Below are 16,833 nucleotides of genomic sequence, written 5' to 3'. Positions count from 1 at the left end.
CTATAACGCTTGAGTCATATGGTATAAATCGAATCCTTCAGCCCAGTAATTCTCGGTGATTTGTAGGGTTTGAAATCCGAACTTTTGATAAAATTGAAAGGCTACCTGTGAGGTTCGTACTTCCAATATAGCATATTGCTTTGCTTTTTTTACATGCGCAATGCGGTGTTGTACTAACTGTGATCCAATACCGCTGCCGTGAAAATCAGGATGTACCAAATCCCATGATAATCGCGCAGTTTTGGCGTTTTTTAGGTAGTTTATTCCTCCGCTTCCAATGAGTTTTCCTTCGTGTTCGTACACAAAGTAATCTTCTCTGCCCTCGTTGAGGTAGGTTTCAAAATCCCGACGTTCCTCTTTGGCGAATGCAGAAGGAATTAACCTATCTATTAAGGCTAAGAGTTGCGGTTGGTCTTGCGGAGTGTAAAGTCGTATCATGTGTTTTGTTCGTAACCCAGTATCATTTTTGTGTAGGGTATTACCGTAGTATATCCTTTTTCTTTAAAGTAGGAAACACTAGTACTGTCGCCTGTTGCTAACACAAAGTCACCACCCCAGGCACCTAAGCTTTTTACGGCTCCGTGGTAGTCCGTAAATAACCGCTCTTTTACAGTAGGCTGTTGAATGATATTTCCTATCAGTGTTTCGTGTTCGGTAATAACTTCTGAGAGTTCATCAACATTCTTAGCTTGTATAAAGGCTTCGGTAAGCGCATCAACAGTGGTCAAGTGTCGCTGAATCTCATGGCGTTTTTCCTTGTAGCGAGCAATGCCTTCTCTACTGTTTTGTTTTTGGTTGAGGAATACGAAAAACAACGTATCTGCAAATTCAGGACGGTAGCTAACCTCTGTAGTACTGGGGTCCTGTTCTCCAGTTAATTTGTAACGTATTGGATTGTTATTTTGGGCACAAGCAATGTCGTAACCGCTGCCTGAAAAGGCATTCCACAAAAGTTTAAAAGCATCTACTTTTGCCCAAGTGGCAATATTATTAATCAAGGTAGACGAACTTCCTAGCCCCCAGTTTCTCGGAAACGTCAAATGCGTTTTTACGAGGTACCCTTGATCAGAGTTTAAGAATGCTGGATTTAATTTCCTGGCTTCTTGAAGAATGTTTTGCAGTGTTTCGGCAATAAATTCTGAGCTGCCTTCGCAACTAGAATCAAAGGTTGCCGAGAGCAATCGCAGTTTGGGTAACTCAAATTGAGCTTCGAACCAGCAGGTACCATCAGCGGTAAAACTCCCCCAAATTAACAGAGGGTCATTGATGGGCTCAACAGTTAAGTCTTGCCCAAATACGGTCGGAACCGCTAGGGCATGAGCTCCGTCCAATACCAAGTACTCCCCGGTAAGTAATAATTTCCCGTTACTGTAATATCTCTCCAATTTAACTGCGTAATTTATGAAAGGCCTCTACAACTGCGCTGTGAGAAACCGTTTGATTTTCAAATTGTTTGCTAATGTTTTCTTTTTCTTGTGCTGTGGCTCCTAACTGATTCAATATATTCATGAGGTGCATTTTCATATGCCCGTGTTGGATACCTTTGGTGGTTAAAGCTCTTAAAGCAGCGAAGTTTTGTGCCAAACCAGCAGTGGCCATAATTTCCATAAGTTCGCGTGCACTTGGTTTTCCCATCATGTCTAAAGATAGCTTGGCCATCGGGTGTAGTGCGGTCAATCCACCAACGGTCCCCAAGGCCAATGGAATTTCTATCCAAAAGGTGAAGATACCGTCCTTGATTTCGCAATGTGTTAAACTGCTGTATTGTCCCGATTTTGAAGCGTAAGCATGAGCTCCAGCTTCAATAGCTCTGAAATCATTTCCTGTAGCGAGTACAACCGCGTCAATTCCGTTCATTATTCCCTTGTTATGGGTGACAGCCCTGTAGGGTTCTATTTCTGCTATTTTAACTGCTTGTTCAAATTTTCTGGCGAATTTTTCTGGATCATCACCTCCTAAGTCGGCGACTTTACAAGAAACCTCCGAACGAACGACACAGTCAGGAACGTAGTTTGAGAGTATGCTCATGACAATTTCGATATCGTCTTTTCTGAACTGTTTAGCCATGGCTTCCAAACAAGAGTTGATAAAGTTGGCCCCCATAGAATCAACCGTTTCAAAAGTAACGTGTAATTGATAATAGTTCGGTAGGGAAGCTGTTTTGTCGACCAAGGTAATTGATTGAATACCACCGCCTCGTTTTTCCATGTTTTTGGTAATGGGAGCTGTTGCTTCGAGTAGCTGAGGTTTTTGCGTTTCGAAATACTGTTGTAATTCGGCTTTGTCACCCTCATACATAAAGTGTACCTGTCCAATTTTGGTGGTCGAAATAACACGAGTTTTAAATCCGCCTCGAGTACTCCAAAATTTTGCCACCAACGATGCTGCTGCTACCACAGAACTCTCCTCAACGACCATAGGAATTACGTGCTCTTTTCCGTTGATAATGAAATTGGGAGCAATACCATAAGGCATATAGAAATTGGTAATGGTGTTTTCTATAAAATCGTCGTGAAGCTGTTGTAGGGCTTCGTCGGAGTTCCAATACTGTCGTATGGTTGTGTGAACCTGGTCTTCATTATTGAAAAAATTACGGGTTAACCACTGTATTTTTTCTTCCTTCGTAAGTTTGGAAAATCCTGAAATCACTTTAGACATTCGCTCTTGATATTTTTTAGTGGGGTCAAAGATAATTGAATCCTGTTAAAATCGCTTTGTTTGTATATATTTCTAAGCTTTTTCAATCAAATTTTAATGAATTTTCCGTAAACTTGGCAAACTTTTTATTTAAACGACAACTAAATATGAAAAAACTGTTAATATTTTTTATTGGAGTTGCTTCTGTTATGCAAGCCCAGCAAAAAGATATAACTCTAGAGGATATATGGAAAAAAGGCACGTTTAGAGCCGATTACATGAATTCATTGAATTCGATGAATGGCGATTTTTATTCGCTTTTAAACTATGAAAACGGAAGCTCTTCCGTTGACAAATACAGTTATGAATCACTGGAAAAAGTGGCGACGATTGTAGATAGTAAAGATTTGGAAAAATTACAGTATTTTCAATCGTATCAATTTAACAACGATGAAACCAAATTAATTTTAGGACTGAACTTCAAACAAATTTTCCGTCGTTCGTTTTTAGGTACCTATTATCTGTACGATATCGCAACAAAAAAATTGTCCCTAATCGGTGAGGATATTCAACGACCAACCTTTTCTCCGGATAGCAAAAAAATTGCCTACGCAAAGGACAATAACTTATACATTAAAGATTTTTCTGAATACGAAACAGTGTTCAAAATCACTACGGATGGAAAGAAAAATGAAATTATTAATGGAATTACAGACTGGGTGTACGAAGAAGAATTCGGATTTGTACGCGCATTCGAGTGGAGTGCTAATAGTAAGCACCTAGCGTATTTGCGTTTTGATGAGAGTCAAGTGAAAACGTTTTCGATGGATATGTACGGTACGGGAAAATACCCAAGTCAACACGTGTTTAAGTACCCTAAGGCAGGAGAGGCTAACGCAAAGGTGAGTCTTCGAATCTTTACTATGGGATCTAACAAGACCGCTGAAATTACAGTGGGAGAATACGAGTATATTCCACGCATAAAATGGACTAAAGAAGCAGCTGTTTTATCAGTGCGTACCCTAAATCGTCATCAAAACGATTTAAGAATGTACTTTGTCAATGCAGAGGACTATAGCAGTAAAATGATCTTAAACGAAAAAGATGCAGCTTATGTTGATGTGACTGATGATTTGACTTTCCTTGCAGACAATAGCTTTCTTTGGACGAGTGAAAAAGATGGATTTAATCATATCTATCACTACGGTAAAGACGGAAATCTAATCAACCAAGTTACTAAAGGACCTTGGGAGGTAACTAAATACTACGGAATTGATACGGAAAAAAATACGATTTTTTATCAATCTGTTGAAAATGGATCGATCAATAGAGGAGTTTACAGCATCGCACTTGACGGAAAAAACAAAAAGTTATTAAGTGAAAAGTCAGGGACAAACAGAGCTTCTTTTAGTAAAAATATGCACTACTTTATCAATACCTTCTCTGATGCCAATACACCTCCAGTGTATACCTTGAGAAATGAGGAAGGAAAGGTGTTGAAAACTATTAAAGACAATGCGGCACTGAAAGCAACGGTAGCTGGTTTCAAATTGTCTAAAAAGGAGTTTTCTACTCTGAATATAAACGGTAATGATGTCAATATGTACATGATTAAGCCTGCTGATTTTGATGCAAACAAGAAGTATCCAGTATTCATGTATCAATATTCTGGTCCTGGTTCGCAAAGTGTTGCCAACAGTTGGAATGGTTCAAACGATTACTGGCATCAAATGTTGGCACAACAAGGAATTATCGTTGTTTGTGTTGACGGAAGAGGAACGGGATACAAAGGACGTGATTTTAAAAAGGTTACGTATATGAACTTGGTAAAACACGAAACGGAAGATCAAATTGCGGCAGCAAAAGAGTTGGCGAAATTACCTTTCGTAGACGGAAACCGCATAGGTATCTGGGGATGGTCTTTCGGAGGTCATATGAGTACCAATTGTTTATTAAAAGGAAACGAGGTGTTTAAAATGGCCATCGCAGTAGCTCCAGTTACTACGTGGCGTTTTTACGACTCAATTTATACAGAGCGTTATATGAGAACTCCTGAGGAAAATCCAAAGGGGTATGACGATAACTCGCCATTAAATTATCCTGAATTGTTAAAAGGAAAGTATTTATTAGTACATGGAACCGGTGACGACAATGTACATGTTCAAAATGCCTACCGTATGGCTGAAGCCCTCATCCAAGCAAACAAGCAGTTTGACTGGGCGATGTATCCGGACAAAAATCACGGAATCTACGGTGGAAATACACGTTATCACCTGTATACTAAAATGACCAACTTTATTAAAAACAATTTATAAAATATAACTTATGGCGAATTCAGTAATTAAACGGCCTTCAGAAAATGAATTCTTGGGGCATCCGGTAGGACTATATGTGCTTTTCTTTGTAGAGATGTGGGAGCGCTTTTCATATTATGGAATGCGAGCAATATTAACCTTGTTTTTAGCAGCTCCTGTACTTCTAGGAGATCCGCAATCGGGCTACGGATGGACCAATGCAGAAACCTTGTCTTTCTACGGTACCTATACGATGTTCGTGTATTTGACCTCTATCCCAGGTGGGTGGATTGCCGATAAATTTATTGGACAGAAGAAAGCCGTAATGCTCGGTGGTTTATTGCTCTGTTTAGGACACGGAGTCTTAGCAATTGATGCGCAATGGGCGTTTTTTACTGGATTGGTATTAATCGTGATCGGAGTTGGATTTTTAAAGCCGAATATCTCAACGATGGTAGGAGGTTTGTATAAAAAAGGAGACGACCGAAGAGATACCGGATTTTATATTTTTTATATAGGAATTAATTTAGGAGCTTTTTTAGGAGCTTTATTAGTAGGAGCTGTGGCCGCAAAATGGGGATGGCACTACGGATTTGGATTGGCTGGAATTGGAATGGCACTCGGACAGCTCGTGTACATGTTCGGGATGAAATACCTAGAAGGCGTAGGTGAGTTTTTAGGGAAAAAAGATTCTCCCGATAAAGAATTGATGAGTAAACCATTGACTTCTGTCGAAAAAGATAGAATGCTCGTAATGTTCTTGTCTTTCTTGATTATTATCGTGTTCTGGGGAGCTTTTGAACAAGCTGGAGGATTGATGAGTTTGTATACGGAGCAAAAGACAGATAGAATGTTGTCTTTTTCTTTACCAATGATCGGTAATGAAGTACCAGCAGCAGTATTCCAGTCTATTAATGCCTTTTTCATTATTGTACTCGGGACTGCAGTAGCGGGATTCTGGACGAAATGGGGAAGAAAAGGGAAAGAATCATCGTCATTGTTTAAAATGGCTATTGGAGTTATTATCATGGGATTCGGTTTCTTTTTTATGAGTAAAGCGAGTATGGAGGTAGTAATGGATGGAGATACAATTACCGAAAAATCAGCGATGATTTGGTTGGTATTGGCCTACCTATTTCATACAATTGGAGAATTGTGTGCTTCGCCAGTGGCACTTTCGTTTATCACGAAATTAGCACCGGTTAAATACGCGTCTTTTATGATGGGAGCGTACTTCGCGGCAACAGGACTTGGAAATAAAGTAGCCGGTTTTGTCGGAGAGTTGTCAGAAGGAGCTGGAGAATTCCAAGTGTTTACAGGAATCGCAATTTTCTGTACCTTATTTGGACTGTTAATTCTAGCTATTTTAAAGCCATTAAAACGATTAACTCATGGTGCTGAAGATATTACAGGTACGAATTATGAAGAAGCAGAAGGATTCGAATTAGCAGATAAAAATTAAATAAAGTAAAGAACAAACCTCATAATTTTATAATTATGAGGTTTGTTATGTTTATAAACTAGATATATATGAATACAAGTATTAGATTTCAAGGTTCTGAAATGAATCGTAAATTACTGATGGGACACCCGTCGGGATTATTTGTGCTGTTTTTTACGGAAATGTGGGAGCGATTCTCGTATTACGGAATGCGTGCAATTTTAGTATTGTTCTTAACGTCTGCCATTACAGGAGATAACCCAGGTTGGGGATGGTCGCGTGAAAATGCTTTAGGGCTCTACGGTACCTATACCATGTTGGTGTACCTTACGCCAATTTTCGGAGGCTTACTCGCTGATAAATTGCTAGGATATAGAAAAGCAGTTGCCTTAGGGGCACTGATAATGACGATCGGACATGCTACCATGGCATTGAATACACCTTGGAGTTTGTATATGGGAATCGGATGTTTAGTTGCAGGAAATGGATTGTTTAAACCGAATATTACTTCGATTATTAACGGTGTTTACAAGTATGCACAAGATAAAAAAGATGGAGCCTTTACCATATTCTATATGGGAGTAAATGCAGGAGCATTTATCGGAATTCTATTGTGTGGTTACGTTGGTGAAACAGCAGGATGGCACTATGGTTTTGGACTTGCAGGAATCTTCATGTTTTTCGGAATGCTACAATTTTGGTTTGCTCAAGGAATTTTTGGGAACATCGGTTTGGCACCTTCTGAAACGGTAAACTCATCTGATGAGATTGAAACGATCGGTGGAGAAGAAGAAACAACTGCTCTTATTGAAGACGAGCCTGTACCAGCAAATGTACAACGCGATCGTTATATTGTAGTGGGTATTTTAGCCTTTTTTACAGTATTCTTCTGGGCGGCATTCGAGCAAGCAGGAGGGTCGATGACTATTTTTGCGAGTGATTATACCAACAGAGTACTAGAAGGTGATGCTGCCAATATATTCAGAGTAGCGAATACCTTGTTAACAGTAGTTCCTTTGTTGATTATTACCTATGTACTTTTCCAATTATTTAAAATTACGTTTTCTAAATATGCACTGTCAAACATCTTTTTAGGAACGAGTTTCATTATTATTTGGGCCATCGTATTCTGGATGTTAAAAAATCAATTTAGTGATGTGAAAACAGAAGTTCCAGCATCGTGGTTCTCTATTTTAAATTCATTCTATATCATTGCTTTCGCACCGTTAGTTTCTAAGGTTTGGGAAAGTAAGTTTAACCCACCAGCAACGGTAAAGTTCGGAATGGGATTAGTGTTGTTAGGTTTAGGTTTTGGTGCTTTAGCTTATGGTTCAGCATCGATTCCGCAAGGAGCGCAAACGGCTTCTGTAAGTATGATTTGGTTGATCATTGCGTACTTCTTGCATACGATTGGTGAACTTTGTTTATCACCAGTTGGATTGTCTTACGTTTCAAAGTTAGTACCTGCTACTAAAATCGGAATGATGTTCGGACTTTGGTATATCGCAGTAGGTATGGGGAACAAAGCAGCTGGATCGATGGGAGGTATGATTGATAAAATTACTGCCCAATACGATATGAGTACGTTCTTCTTAATATTCACCTTGGTGCCTATTGGAGCAGGAATATTACTGATGATTCTGACACCAATGATGAAGAAATTAATGCACGGTGTAAAATAAGACCGTTCACAATATTTTTAGCAAACCCGTGAAATTTTAATATTTGACGGGTTTTTTTGTAAATTTGGAATAGATATTGAGACCAACAAATCATGAGAACTTTTATTATATCATTTGTAGTTGTACTACTAACTTTTACTGCGCAAGCACAGGATGCCACCAAAAAGACTTCGAAAATTAATTGGCTGAGCTTTGAAGAAGCCGTCGAAAAAAATAAGAAGGATCCTAAACCTATTTTAATTGATATTTATACCGATTGGTGTCATTGGTGTAAAGTAATGGATGATTCTACCTATCAGAATTCTGTGATTGTAGCCATGGTAAATAAGTATTATTATCCGGTGAAATTGAACGGGGAAGAAAAAAAGGATATTACCTACAAAGGAAGAACCTATACCTTTAAAAAACAAGGAAGACGTGGATATCACGAGTTGGCCGCTGCTATCATGAACGGTCAAATGAGTTATCCCTCAACGGCGTTTTTAAATAAGGATGAACAACTCCTCCAAAATGTTCCTGGGTATGTTAAAGAAAAGCGTTTTGAGATCATCTTGGCGTATTTTAGCAAAGAAAATTATAAGAATACCTCTTGGAAAGACTTTGAAAAGAATTTTAAGAGCTCAATTTAATACTGAGTTTAAAACGATAATACAAAAGCGCCTTTTTCTGCAGTAGCATGAAAAGGCGTTTTTTGTTGTCTACAGGTTTTTTTCCATCGCTTGATATAACTTTTGTAATTGCTCCCGTCGGCAATAACTAGTTTAGGCCGGAGGGTTTTGAGTAACTTTTCAAGGTGTATCTTAGGGCTTTGTCTCAGGATAACAATGGAATTGGAACTGTAATCAGTAGGGTAGATGCCTGATTTTCCCACGATGAAAATAAGGTGATTTGGAATGAAGTAGGCAGCGGCTAGTTTTTGGTATCGTATGGAAGTTGCTGACCATAGTTGATAATTGCGAACTGTTAGGGGATTAGGAATCTTGTCACTGCAGTATAGCGTTGTTACCCCCTGCCTTTGGATGCCAATCATACTGCTTGAGTGCTCGTGGAATACGATAAGGCGCTTTGCGTGGATTCGTATGCTCTTCTGGTAAATAGCGCCAAGTTGTAAGAGAAGAACAGCACTTAATAAAAGATAACTTTTGAGCTGACTGTAGTTAAGGAGTAGGAGGTAAAGCAGTAGCTCGATAAGGTATAAAAGTAGTACTGTAGTTTTAGAGATAACTAAGTTTGAAATAATAAAGGTATCGTGGCTACCCAAACTCATGAGTAACTGATGCAGTCCTCGGCATAAATAGCTGTAGGTGTTAAGTAATACTTCAGGAGGAGTCATAAGGGAAGTAAAAATCAAAAGGAAAGTTCCTATAATTAATATGGCACTTAAAAAAGGAAGGATACATAAGTTGGTCAACCAAAAAACGGTTGAAAATTCATGAAAGTAGAATATGATAATCGGAGTAAGAACGACTTGAGTTGCGATAGAAATAGAAAAAGAACTCCACACGATTTTGAGTACGTAATTTTTTGGAGTCCAAAGGTTGGATAGCCTGGGGTAGATTGCTAGAATCCCAATTACGGCCAAAAAACTCAGTTGAAAACTGGTGTTGTACAAGTTCGTCGGGTTGGCGATGAGTAATACCAGCATGGCTAGTATACAGGGCTGGGCCAAATGCACTTGGCGTTTAAAAGCTCGGCTAATATAGATAAAACTCAGGGTAGTCCAGGCCCTAATTGCAGATGGGCTTCCTCCAGAAATGTAAACGTAGATTCCTAAAAGGAGTATGAGAATTAAAACTCTTAGGAGTTGATAAGAACGCTGACCGAAAATTAATTGAAGGAAAAAGCGCAGTAGTTGGGAGAGGATTCCGATATGAAGCCCTGATATTGCTAAGATATGTGCCGCTCCCGCTTGCCGATAGGCTTTAATACTTTGGGGGTTCATAGCGTATCGGTTTCCCAATAATAGCGCGCTAGTCATTGGGTATACTATGCTAGTATCAAGTTGAGTTCGTAGCTGCTCTAGTAATTTGTCACGGAAATGTAGGGCATGGATACCTAAATTCGATTCAGAAGGAGACCTAGCAATGAAGGGTAGGTATTTTATATTAAGTAGATGATAAATATGTTGTTTGGCGAGGTGTTTACGATAATTAAATAAACTTGGATTTACAGGATCTCTCAGGGGAATGGGAGTTCCTTTAACATAGAGAATACTTCCTGAGTGCAGTTGTCGAGTATCGTCAAGTGCTTGGTACAATAGAATTTTGCCTATGCTAGGTTTTCCATTGGTTTGCTGTACGGTGGCAACAAATTTTCGGTACCGTGCTGTGCTCCTCAGTATGCTATTGACCTTAAGGCTCAGGTAATTGGTTGCTTGCAATTGGTTTTTAAAATAAAGAGGTTTGTGTTCAGGTGCCTGATGGAATACCAATAGGATAGCTAAATGAGAGCACAAAACACTTGCTCCTAGCAGAAAGTAAGGAGTACGTTGTGTTCTAAACGAAAAAAATAGGACCAAAGCGGAACAACAGGCGAAGCTAACACCTATGGAAACAGCTGATTTGAAAACTCGTAATTCTTGTTGTAAAAGGTCGCCAATAACGTAGAATACAAGTAGGTAAAATGGATAATAATTAACTAAAAATTTCATAGCTTTTTCAAGGTACTAATCTTCTCAGAAAAGTAATACCGTGAATGAAGCAATGGTAGCTGTGGATTAATCGACGCTTATTAAAGTGTCATTCTTAATCTGTTTTATAACGAAGGAGCTTTGGATATTCGAAATGATTTCTAACTGGGACATTTCTTTCAGAACAAAATTTTGATATTCCTTCATATCCTTTAAAATAATTTTAAGTAGGATGTCAAAACTCCCAGCGATATAGGAAACTTCGACAATTTTTGGAATGGAATTTACGTAATCTTCAAATTTTTTAAATGCATTTTCCTCGTGTTGAACCAAAGTAACTTGACAATAGACAATAAGATTTTTTCCCAGAGATTCCGGGTTGACTATCGCAACGTATTTTTCAATAATTCCACTAGCTTCTATCTTTTTAATTCGCTCATGTGTCGGAGTTATGGATAAGTTTATTTGTTGCGCTAGCTGTTTTATCGATTGTTTTCCGTCTTTTTGTAGTGCTTCAATGATTTTTAAATCCGTTTTATCTAAGTTGATCATAGTATTATTTTTTGTAAAAGCTTAAAATACTCAAATGTAAAAGTAGTTATTTTTTGTTTAAAGCGTGTTTTTTAGTAAAAAATACTTAAGACTTGGGGTGGTTTTGGTTTTTTATTCTTTACTACTAAATTTGAATCAGAAATTATTTATGATGAGCAAAATACAAGAAATATACACGAGAATTAAAGAAAGTTCCGATGCGTTTTTAGGATATCCATTAGCAAAAGATTTTTCATATAGTCAGTTTGCTCCGTTTTTAGATGTCTGTATTAATAACGTGGGAGATCCAGAAGCGAGCTCAACCTTATCAATTGATACCAAAGAGTTGGAGCAAGGTTGTATTGAATTCTTTGCCGAGATGTTGTCAACGTCAATTGATAATGTTTGGGGATATGTAACCAATGGAGGTACTGAAGGAAACTTGTATGGCTTGTACTTAGCGAGGGAATGTTTTCCGGAGGCTGTTGTTTATTACAGTGAATCGACGCACTACAGTGTAAAAAAGAACTTACACCTGTTAAATATGCGAAATATTGTAGTTAGAAGTCAAGATAATGGAGAAATAGATTACCAAGATCTCGAACAAATCTTGACAATTCACCGTGATAAACCGGCTGTATTTTTCCTAAATATCGGAACTACCATGACGGAAGCAGTAGACGATTTAGACAGAATTAAAGAAATCATCCGTAAATATGCAATTAAAGATTATTACATCCACTGTGATGCCGCCTTCTTGGGAACTATTGCTCCATTTGTTACGCCAAAACCAAAGTTTGATTTTGCAGAAGGAGTAGATAGTATTGCGATTTCAGGTCATAAGTTCATGGGAGGTCCCATACCTTGTGGAATTGTAATGTGCAAACGTGCTCATAGAAATAGGATCGCGAATTCCATTTCCTACGTGGGAACTTTGGATACAACAATTACGGGTTCGAGAAATGGACTTACCCCGTTATTCCTGTGGGCCTTTTTAGAGAAACACGGAATGGAAGGACTTAAAAAGAGAGTAGAAAATTCGCAACAGTTAGCGAAGTATACCGAAGAAAAGTTAAATGAGCTAGGAGGGAACGCTTGGAGAAACAAAGAAGCCCTGACGGTAGTTTTCGATAAACCATCAGAAGCAATATGTGAAAAGTACCAACTGGCATCAGAGAATGATATAGCACATATTATTTGTGTACCAGGATTAGAGAAAGAACGAATCGATGCTTTTTTAATGGATTTAGAGCAAGAAATACGTGAACATAACACAGCAGCATTAGAGGTTATGGCCTAGTATAAGATTCGTAGAAGTTTATCTCAATAAAAAACGCTCCCATGTGGAGCGTTTTTTTATTCTGGCGTTTATACACCGCGTTGCTTATTAATTTCGTCTTGAAGCTTACGACGCAGTTGCTGTTCTTTCTCGAGTGATTTCCTTTTGTGCTGTTCAAACTCTTGTTCAATCTCTTCGTAGAGTTGTTTGGTTTCTTTAGTAACCGTGTTACTATTTTTATAACTGTAGATAAAATACAACAATAATCCGAGTAAGCTGAAAATTAAAATCCAAACAGTGAGTTTGTACTTTGATTTCGTCAGTTCTAGACCTAAGAAATCAATTAAATTTTCTTTCTCAGAAGAACTGGTTAACTGATTGTTGAGTGAGTTGATTTGCTGTTCTAATTCACCGATGCGTTTTTGCTGTTTGTCTAGGCTAGTTCGGTGATTTTTAATCGTTGACTTTAGCCCTTTTATACTGTCTAAAACGTTTTTCTGAATTTGAGTAAAGGCTGTTTTCTTAACAACTTTATACTGTTGGTAACTTCCTGATTTTTTATAAAGTTCTTCAAATTGTTCTCGGACGCTACCGCTTGAATTTTGTGCCATTGCTTGTGGGGCAAAGGCCATGAAACTAAGGGAAAAAAATACGATGATTTTCAATAATCTCATAAATAGTTTAATTTATTTAGCTGTAAATAGTTTGTTTAAAAAAACCCAAACGATACGTTTGGGTTTTTAGTATAAGCAAGGTTGTGAAACTTATTTTACTTTCTCTACAATGGCCTTAAAAGCTTCTGGGTGGTTCATAGCTAAATCAGCTAAAACCTTACGGTTTAACTCGATTTCGTTAGCTTTAACTTTCCCCATAAACTGAGAGTAAGACATTCCGTACTGACGTGCTCCAGCGTTAATACGTTGGATCCATAATGAACGGAAATTTCTCTTATTGTTTTTACGGTCTCTGTAAGAATATAACATTCCTTTTTCAACCGCATTCTTTGCTACTGTGTATACGTTCTTTCTACGTCCAAAGTAACCTTTTGCTTGCTTCAAGATTTTCTTTCTTCTATTTCTTGAAGCTACTGAATTTACTGATCTTGGCATAATTCAAATGTTTTTGTAGTAGGCGACTTTTTCAAGTACTTGTTGAGCCTAACTCCATGGTTAATAATTAATTTTACTACCTAGCGAACGCTTAGTTTATTTTAATACTAATTGTTGCTTAATGTTTGCTTCATCAGACTTGTGTACTAATGTAGCGTGTGTCAATGCAAGCTTACGTTTCTTAGACTTCTTTGTTAAGATGTGACTCTTAAACGCGTGCTTTCTTTTGATTTTTCCAGAACCAGTTAACTTAAAACGTTTCTTGGCACTAGATTTAGTTTTGATTTTAGGCATCTTTGTTTTGCGTTTTTATCTTGCTTATAATTCTATTATTTCGTCTTCTTAGGAGCTATAAACATAATCATACGCTTACCTTCTAATTTAGGCATTTGCTCAACCTTTCCGTATTCTTCGAGTTCCTGTGCTAATTTTAATAATAAAATTTGCCCCTGTTCCTTGAAGATGATTGAACGACCTTTAAAGAATACAAACGCTTTCAGCTTTGCTCCATCTTGTAAAAATTTGATAGCGTGTTTCTTTTTAAATTCATAATCGTGCTCATCAGTTTGAGGGCCGAAACGAATTTCTTTCACAACTACCTTAGTAGCTTTTGCTTTTAAAGCTTTTTCACGTTTCTTTTGCTCATACAAGAATTTCTTGTAATCGATAACTTTACAAACAGGAGGCTTCGCTTTTGGTGAAATTTCTACCAAGTCTAATTCTTGTTCACGAGCAATCTCTTTAGCTTTTGCTAATGAGTAAATTCCTACTTCTACGTTATCTCCTACGAGACGTACTTCATCAACATATTTAATCTTTTCGTTGATTCTATGCTGATCTTCTTTAATGATTCTGGCTGGTCTACGACCACCTCTTTTTTTAATAGCTATGACGTTAAAATTTAAAAATTACTATCTATTTATTACTTACTTTCCAAAAGGAACTAGGGTTTTGCTTACTTCGTCATTTATCAATGAAATAAATGCTTCCGTACTAAACGATCCCAAGTCGCCTTCTCCATGTTTCCTTACAGAAACTGTACCTTCTTCTTCCTCTTTCTCACCTACAATAATCATAAACGGTATCTTACTCACTTCGGCATCGCGAATTTTTCTACCTGTCTTTTCATTACGATCGTCTATGAGGGCGCGAATTTCGGAATTTTCTAACAAATGTAAAACTTTTTCGGCATAATTTTGATATTTCTCGCTGATTGGCAGTATAATAACTTGCTCAGGAGTTAACCAAAGTGGGAATTTACCTCCCGTATGCTCGAGTAAAACTGCAATGAATCGCTCCATGGAACCAAAAGGTGCACGGTGGATCATTACAGGCCTATGAAGTTGGTTGTCAGCACCTTTGTAGGTCAATTCAAAACGCTTAGGTAAGTTGTAATCAACTTGAATAGTCCCTAATTGCCAGCTTCTTCCTAAAGCATCCTTTACCATAAAGTCAAGCTTAGGTCCGTAGAATGCCGCCTCACCTTCTTCGATAACAAAGTCAAGACCTTTGTCCTTCGCTGCGTTGATAATCGCGTTTTCTGCAATTTCCCAAGTGTCACTATCTCCAATGTATTTGTCCAGGTTCTCCATATCACGAATCGATACCTGCGCTTTGAAGTTCTCAAAGCCTAACGATCCAAATACGTAAAGTACAAGGTCAATCACGTTTTTAAATTCTGAGTCTAATTGCTCAGGAGTACAGAAAATATGTGCGTCATCCTGCGTGAACCCGCGTACACGAGTTAATCCGTGGAGTTCTCCACTTTGCTCGTAACGATAAACAGTTCCGAATTCTGCAAAACGCTTAGGTAAGTCTTTATAAGAATAAGGCTTATAAGCAAATACTTCACAGTGGTGTGGACAGTTCATAGGTTTGAGTAAAAACTCCTCATCCGCTTTTGGCGTAGTGATTGGTTGGAAACTGTCTTCCCCGTATTTTGCGTAATGCCCCGATGTTTCGTAAAGTTCTTTTTGCCCGATATGTGGTGTCATCACCATTTCATATCCAGCTTGCTTTTGTGCCTTCTTTAAAAAGTCTTCCAACCTGTTTCTCAATGCAGCTCCTTTAGGAAGCCATAAAGGAAGTCCTTGTCCTACGCGCTGAGAAAATGTGAACAATTCTAATTCTTTCCCTAGCTTTCGGTGGTCACGCTTTTTAGCTTCTTCTAAAAGCTCTAAATATTGTTTTAATTCTTTTTGTTTAGGGAATGAGATTCCGTAAACTCGAGTTAATTGATTGTTTTTTTCATCTCCACGCCAATAAGCACCAGCGACGTTCATGATTTTTACGGCTTTAATCAAACCAGTGTGAGGAATGTGACCTCCTCTACATAAATCAGTAAAGTCACTGTGGTCGCAAAATGTGATATCTCCATCTTCTAATCCTTCTATTAACTCAACTTTATAAGCGTTGTTGCGCTCCTGATAGTAGGCAAGAGCATCGGCCTTCGAAATAGAACGCATTTTAAATTCCGCCTTTTCTCTAGCGAGTTCTAAGAATTTCTTCTCGATCGCAGGGAAGTCTTTTTCTGAGAGTGTGTCCTCACCCAAATCTAAGTCGTAGTAGAACCCATTATCAATGGCTGGTCCAATAGTTAATTTAGCATTCGGATAGAATGTTAAGATAGCTTGTGCTAAAACGTGAGCAGACGAGTGCCAAAATGCTTTTTTTCCAGCATCGTCATTGAAAGTATATAAAACTAATGACCCATCGGTGGTCAAAGGTGTGGTCGTTTCTACTGTGGTTCCGTTAAAACTTGCTGATATTACGTTGCGAGCTAACCCTTCACTAATGCTTTTTGCCACGTCAATAGCCGTGCTATTCACTTCGAATTCCTTGACACTTCCGTCTGGTAATGTAATTTTAATCATTATTATGTTATATATAGTTATACTTAATTTCCCTACAAGTGGAAATTTTCGAGCTGCAAAGATATTGTAAAAGCGCTTTTTGAACAATTATATTAATGATAAATAATAAAAGAGAATCCAAAGAGTGTTGTATCGTGTAATAATAGTAAAGAAGGATGTAGTTTCCTGAGGGTATTTGCAGAGAAGCGTTCAGTAAAGAGTGTGTTTGAGACAATGAGTATTTTTTTTAAGGAGGTAAGTGGTTGTTGGCTAAATAATTGAGCGATTACCGGAGGTTTTGAGCTAAAATTATTAGCAAAAACCCATTGTCAATTCAAAAAGAGCTTCTATATTTGCACCCGCTAACGGAAAAACGCAG

15 protein-coding genes are annotated in these 16,833 nt (G+C 38.0%); 5 read left to right on the top strand and 10 right to left on the bottom strand.

Annotated features, from left to right (window positions below):
- The 3 genes from ACKTS5_RS17870 to ACKTS5_RS17860 are packed head-to-tail and all read right to left on the bottom strand — an operon-like array spanning position 1 to position 2,658.
- Complete coding sequence (locus ACKTS5_RS17870; protein ID WP_408045253.1) at positions 1-438, bottom strand: GNAT family N-acetyltransferase; 438 nt, start codon at positions 436-438, stop codon at positions 1-3.
- The gene (locus ACKTS5_RS17865) at positions 435-1,385 is read right to left on the bottom strand and encodes a GYDIA family GHMP kinase (RefSeq protein ID WP_408045252.1); all 951 of its coding nucleotides are present in this window, start codon (positions 1,383-1,385) and stop codon (positions 435-437) included. The genes ACKTS5_RS17870 and ACKTS5_RS17865 overlap by 4 nt, the downstream gene beginning before the upstream one ends.
- Position 1,386: 1 nt before the next feature.
- On the bottom strand, positions 1,387-2,658 hold the full coding sequence (locus ACKTS5_RS17860; protein WP_408045251.1) for a hydroxymethylglutaryl-CoA reductase, degradative: 1,272 nt from the start codon (positions 2,656-2,658) through the stop codon (positions 1,387-1,389).
- Between the two features lie 146 nt (positions 2,659-2,804).
- On the opposite strand from ACKTS5_RS17860, the gene ACKTS5_RS17855 reads away from it, so the two are divergent.
- The 4 genes from ACKTS5_RS17855 to ACKTS5_RS17840 all read left to right on the top strand — a co-directional run bounded on the left by ACKTS5_RS17855 (position 2,805) and on the right by ACKTS5_RS17840 (position 8,683).
- Positions 2,805-4,952 carry a S9 family peptidase gene (locus ACKTS5_RS17855; protein WP_408045250.1) on the top strand — a complete coding sequence of 716 codons (2,148 nt, stop codon included), beginning with the start codon at positions 2,805-2,807 and terminating at the stop codon, positions 4,950-4,952.
- A gap of 10 nt (positions 4,953-4,962) precedes the next feature.
- On the top strand, positions 4,963-6,393 hold the full coding sequence (locus tag ACKTS5_RS17850) for a peptide MFS transporter (protein ID WP_408045249.1): 1,431 nt from the start codon (positions 4,963-4,965) through the stop codon (positions 6,391-6,393).
- Positions 6,394-6,461: 68 nt separating this feature from the next.
- Positions 6,462-8,054 (top strand): peptide MFS transporter, encoded by a 1,593-nt coding sequence (locus ACKTS5_RS17845; protein WP_408045248.1) that lies wholly within the window; start codon positions 6,462-6,464, stop codon positions 8,052-8,054.
- Between the two features lie 92 nt (positions 8,055-8,146).
- The gene (locus ACKTS5_RS17840; RefSeq protein WP_408045247.1) at positions 8,147-8,683 is read left to right on the top strand and encodes a thioredoxin family protein; all 537 of its coding nucleotides are present in this window, start codon (positions 8,147-8,149) and stop codon (positions 8,681-8,683) included.
- An 8-nt stretch (positions 8,684-8,691) separates the two neighbouring features.
- Here the strand turns inward: ACKTS5_RS17840 and ACKTS5_RS17835 are convergent, their stop codons facing one another.
- Positions 8,692-10,704 (bottom strand): ComEC/Rec2 family competence protein, encoded by a 2,013-nt coding sequence (locus ACKTS5_RS17835; protein ID WP_408045246.1) that lies wholly within the window; start codon positions 10,702-10,704, stop codon positions 8,692-8,694.
- Positions 10,705-10,770: 66 nt separating this feature from the next.
- Positions 10,771-11,235, bottom strand: a complete 465-nt coding sequence (locus ACKTS5_RS17830; RefSeq protein ID WP_408045245.1) for an Lrp/AsnC family transcriptional regulator — start codon at positions 11,233-11,235, stop codon at positions 10,771-10,773.
- 148 nt (positions 11,236-11,383) lie between these two features.
- Between ACKTS5_RS17830 and ACKTS5_RS17825 the strand changes: the two genes are divergently transcribed.
- Positions 11,384-12,514, top strand: coding sequence for a histidine decarboxylase (locus tag ACKTS5_RS17825; protein ID WP_408045244.1), 1,131 nt, complete (start codon positions 11,384-11,386; stop codon positions 12,512-12,514).
- A gap of 68 nt (positions 12,515-12,582) precedes the next feature.
- Here ACKTS5_RS17825 and ACKTS5_RS17820 read toward each other — a convergent pair whose 3' ends face one another.
- From ACKTS5_RS17820 to thrS, 5 genes are all read right to left on the bottom strand, one after another.
- The gene (locus ACKTS5_RS17820) at positions 12,583-13,167 is read right to left on the bottom strand and encodes a tRNA (guanine-N1)-methyltransferase (RefSeq protein WP_408045243.1); all 585 of its coding nucleotides are present in this window, start codon (positions 13,165-13,167) and stop codon (positions 12,583-12,585) included.
- A gap of 90 nt (positions 13,168-13,257) precedes the next feature.
- Positions 13,258-13,602, bottom strand: a complete 345-nt coding sequence (rplT, locus tag ACKTS5_RS17815) for a 50S ribosomal protein L20 (protein WP_408045242.1) — start codon at positions 13,600-13,602, stop codon at positions 13,258-13,260.
- Positions 13,603-13,698: 96 nt separating this feature from the next.
- Positions 13,699-13,896, bottom strand: coding sequence for a 50S ribosomal protein L35 (rpmI, locus tag ACKTS5_RS17810; protein WP_028891165.1), 198 nt, complete (start codon positions 13,894-13,896; stop codon positions 13,699-13,701).
- A gap of 35 nt (positions 13,897-13,931) precedes the next feature.
- Positions 13,932-14,450 carry a translation initiation factor IF-3 gene (gene infC, locus ACKTS5_RS17805; RefSeq protein WP_408045320.1) on the bottom strand — a complete coding sequence of 173 codons (519 nt, stop codon included), beginning with the start codon at positions 14,448-14,450 and terminating at the stop codon, positions 13,932-13,934.
- Positions 14,451-14,528: 78 nt separating this feature from the next.
- Positions 14,529-16,475 carry a threonine--tRNA ligase gene (thrS, locus tag ACKTS5_RS17800; protein WP_408045241.1) on the bottom strand — a complete coding sequence of 649 codons (1,947 nt, stop codon included), beginning with the start codon at positions 16,473-16,475 and terminating at the stop codon, positions 14,529-14,531.
- Positions 16,476-16,833: the final 358 nt, after the last annotated feature.

Source organism: Tenacibaculum litopenaei, assembly GCF_964514025.1.
Classification (GTDB): Bacteria; Bacteroidota; Bacteroidia; order Flavobacteriales; family Flavobacteriaceae; genus Polaribacter; species Polaribacter litopenaei.
This window is presented reverse-complemented; position numbering and strand designations above follow the sequence as displayed.

Coding starts and splice junctions, on each gene's coding strand:
- thrS (WP_408045241.1), bottom strand. CDS start 16,475: ATGATTAAAATTACATTACCAGACGGAAGTGTCAAGGAATTCGAAGTG.
- ACKTS5_RS17870 (WP_408045253.1), bottom strand. CDS start 438: ATGATACGACTTTACACTCCGCAAGACCAACCGCAACTCTTAGCCTTA.
- ACKTS5_RS17845 (WP_408045248.1), top strand. CDS start 6,462: ATGAATACAAGTATTAGATTTCAAGGTTCTGAAATGAATCGTAAATTA.
- rplT (WP_408045242.1), bottom strand. CDS start 13,602: ATGCCAAGATCAGTAAATTCAGTAGCTTCAAGAAATAGAAGAAAGAAA.
- ACKTS5_RS17825 (WP_408045244.1), top strand. CDS start 11,384: ATGATGAGCAAAATACAAGAAATATACACGAGAATTAAAGAAAGTTCC.
- ACKTS5_RS17840 (WP_408045247.1), top strand. CDS start 8,147: ATGAGAACTTTTATTATATCATTTGTAGTTGTACTACTAACTTTTACT.
- ACKTS5_RS17830 (WP_408045245.1), bottom strand. CDS start 11,235: ATGATCAACTTAGATAAAACGGATTTAAAAATCATTGAAGCACTACAA.
- ACKTS5_RS17820 (WP_408045243.1), bottom strand. CDS start 13,167: ATGAGATTATTGAAAATCATCGTATTTTTTTCCCTTAGTTTCATGGCC.
- ACKTS5_RS17860 (WP_408045251.1), bottom strand. CDS start 2,658: ATGTCTAAAGTGATTTCAGGATTTTCCAAACTTACGAAGGAAGAAAAA.
- rpmI (WP_028891165.1), bottom strand. CDS start 13,896: ATGCCTAAAATCAAAACTAAATCTAGTGCCAAGAAACGTTTTAAGTTA.
- ACKTS5_RS17855 (WP_408045250.1), top strand. CDS start 2,805: ATGAAAAAACTGTTAATATTTTTTATTGGAGTTGCTTCTGTTATGCAA.
- ACKTS5_RS17835 (WP_408045246.1), bottom strand. CDS start 10,704: ATGAAATTTTTAGTTAATTATTATCCATTTTACCTACTTGTATTCTAC.
- ACKTS5_RS17850 (WP_408045249.1), top strand. CDS start 4,963: ATGGCGAATTCAGTAATTAAACGGCCTTCAGAAAATGAATTCTTGGGG.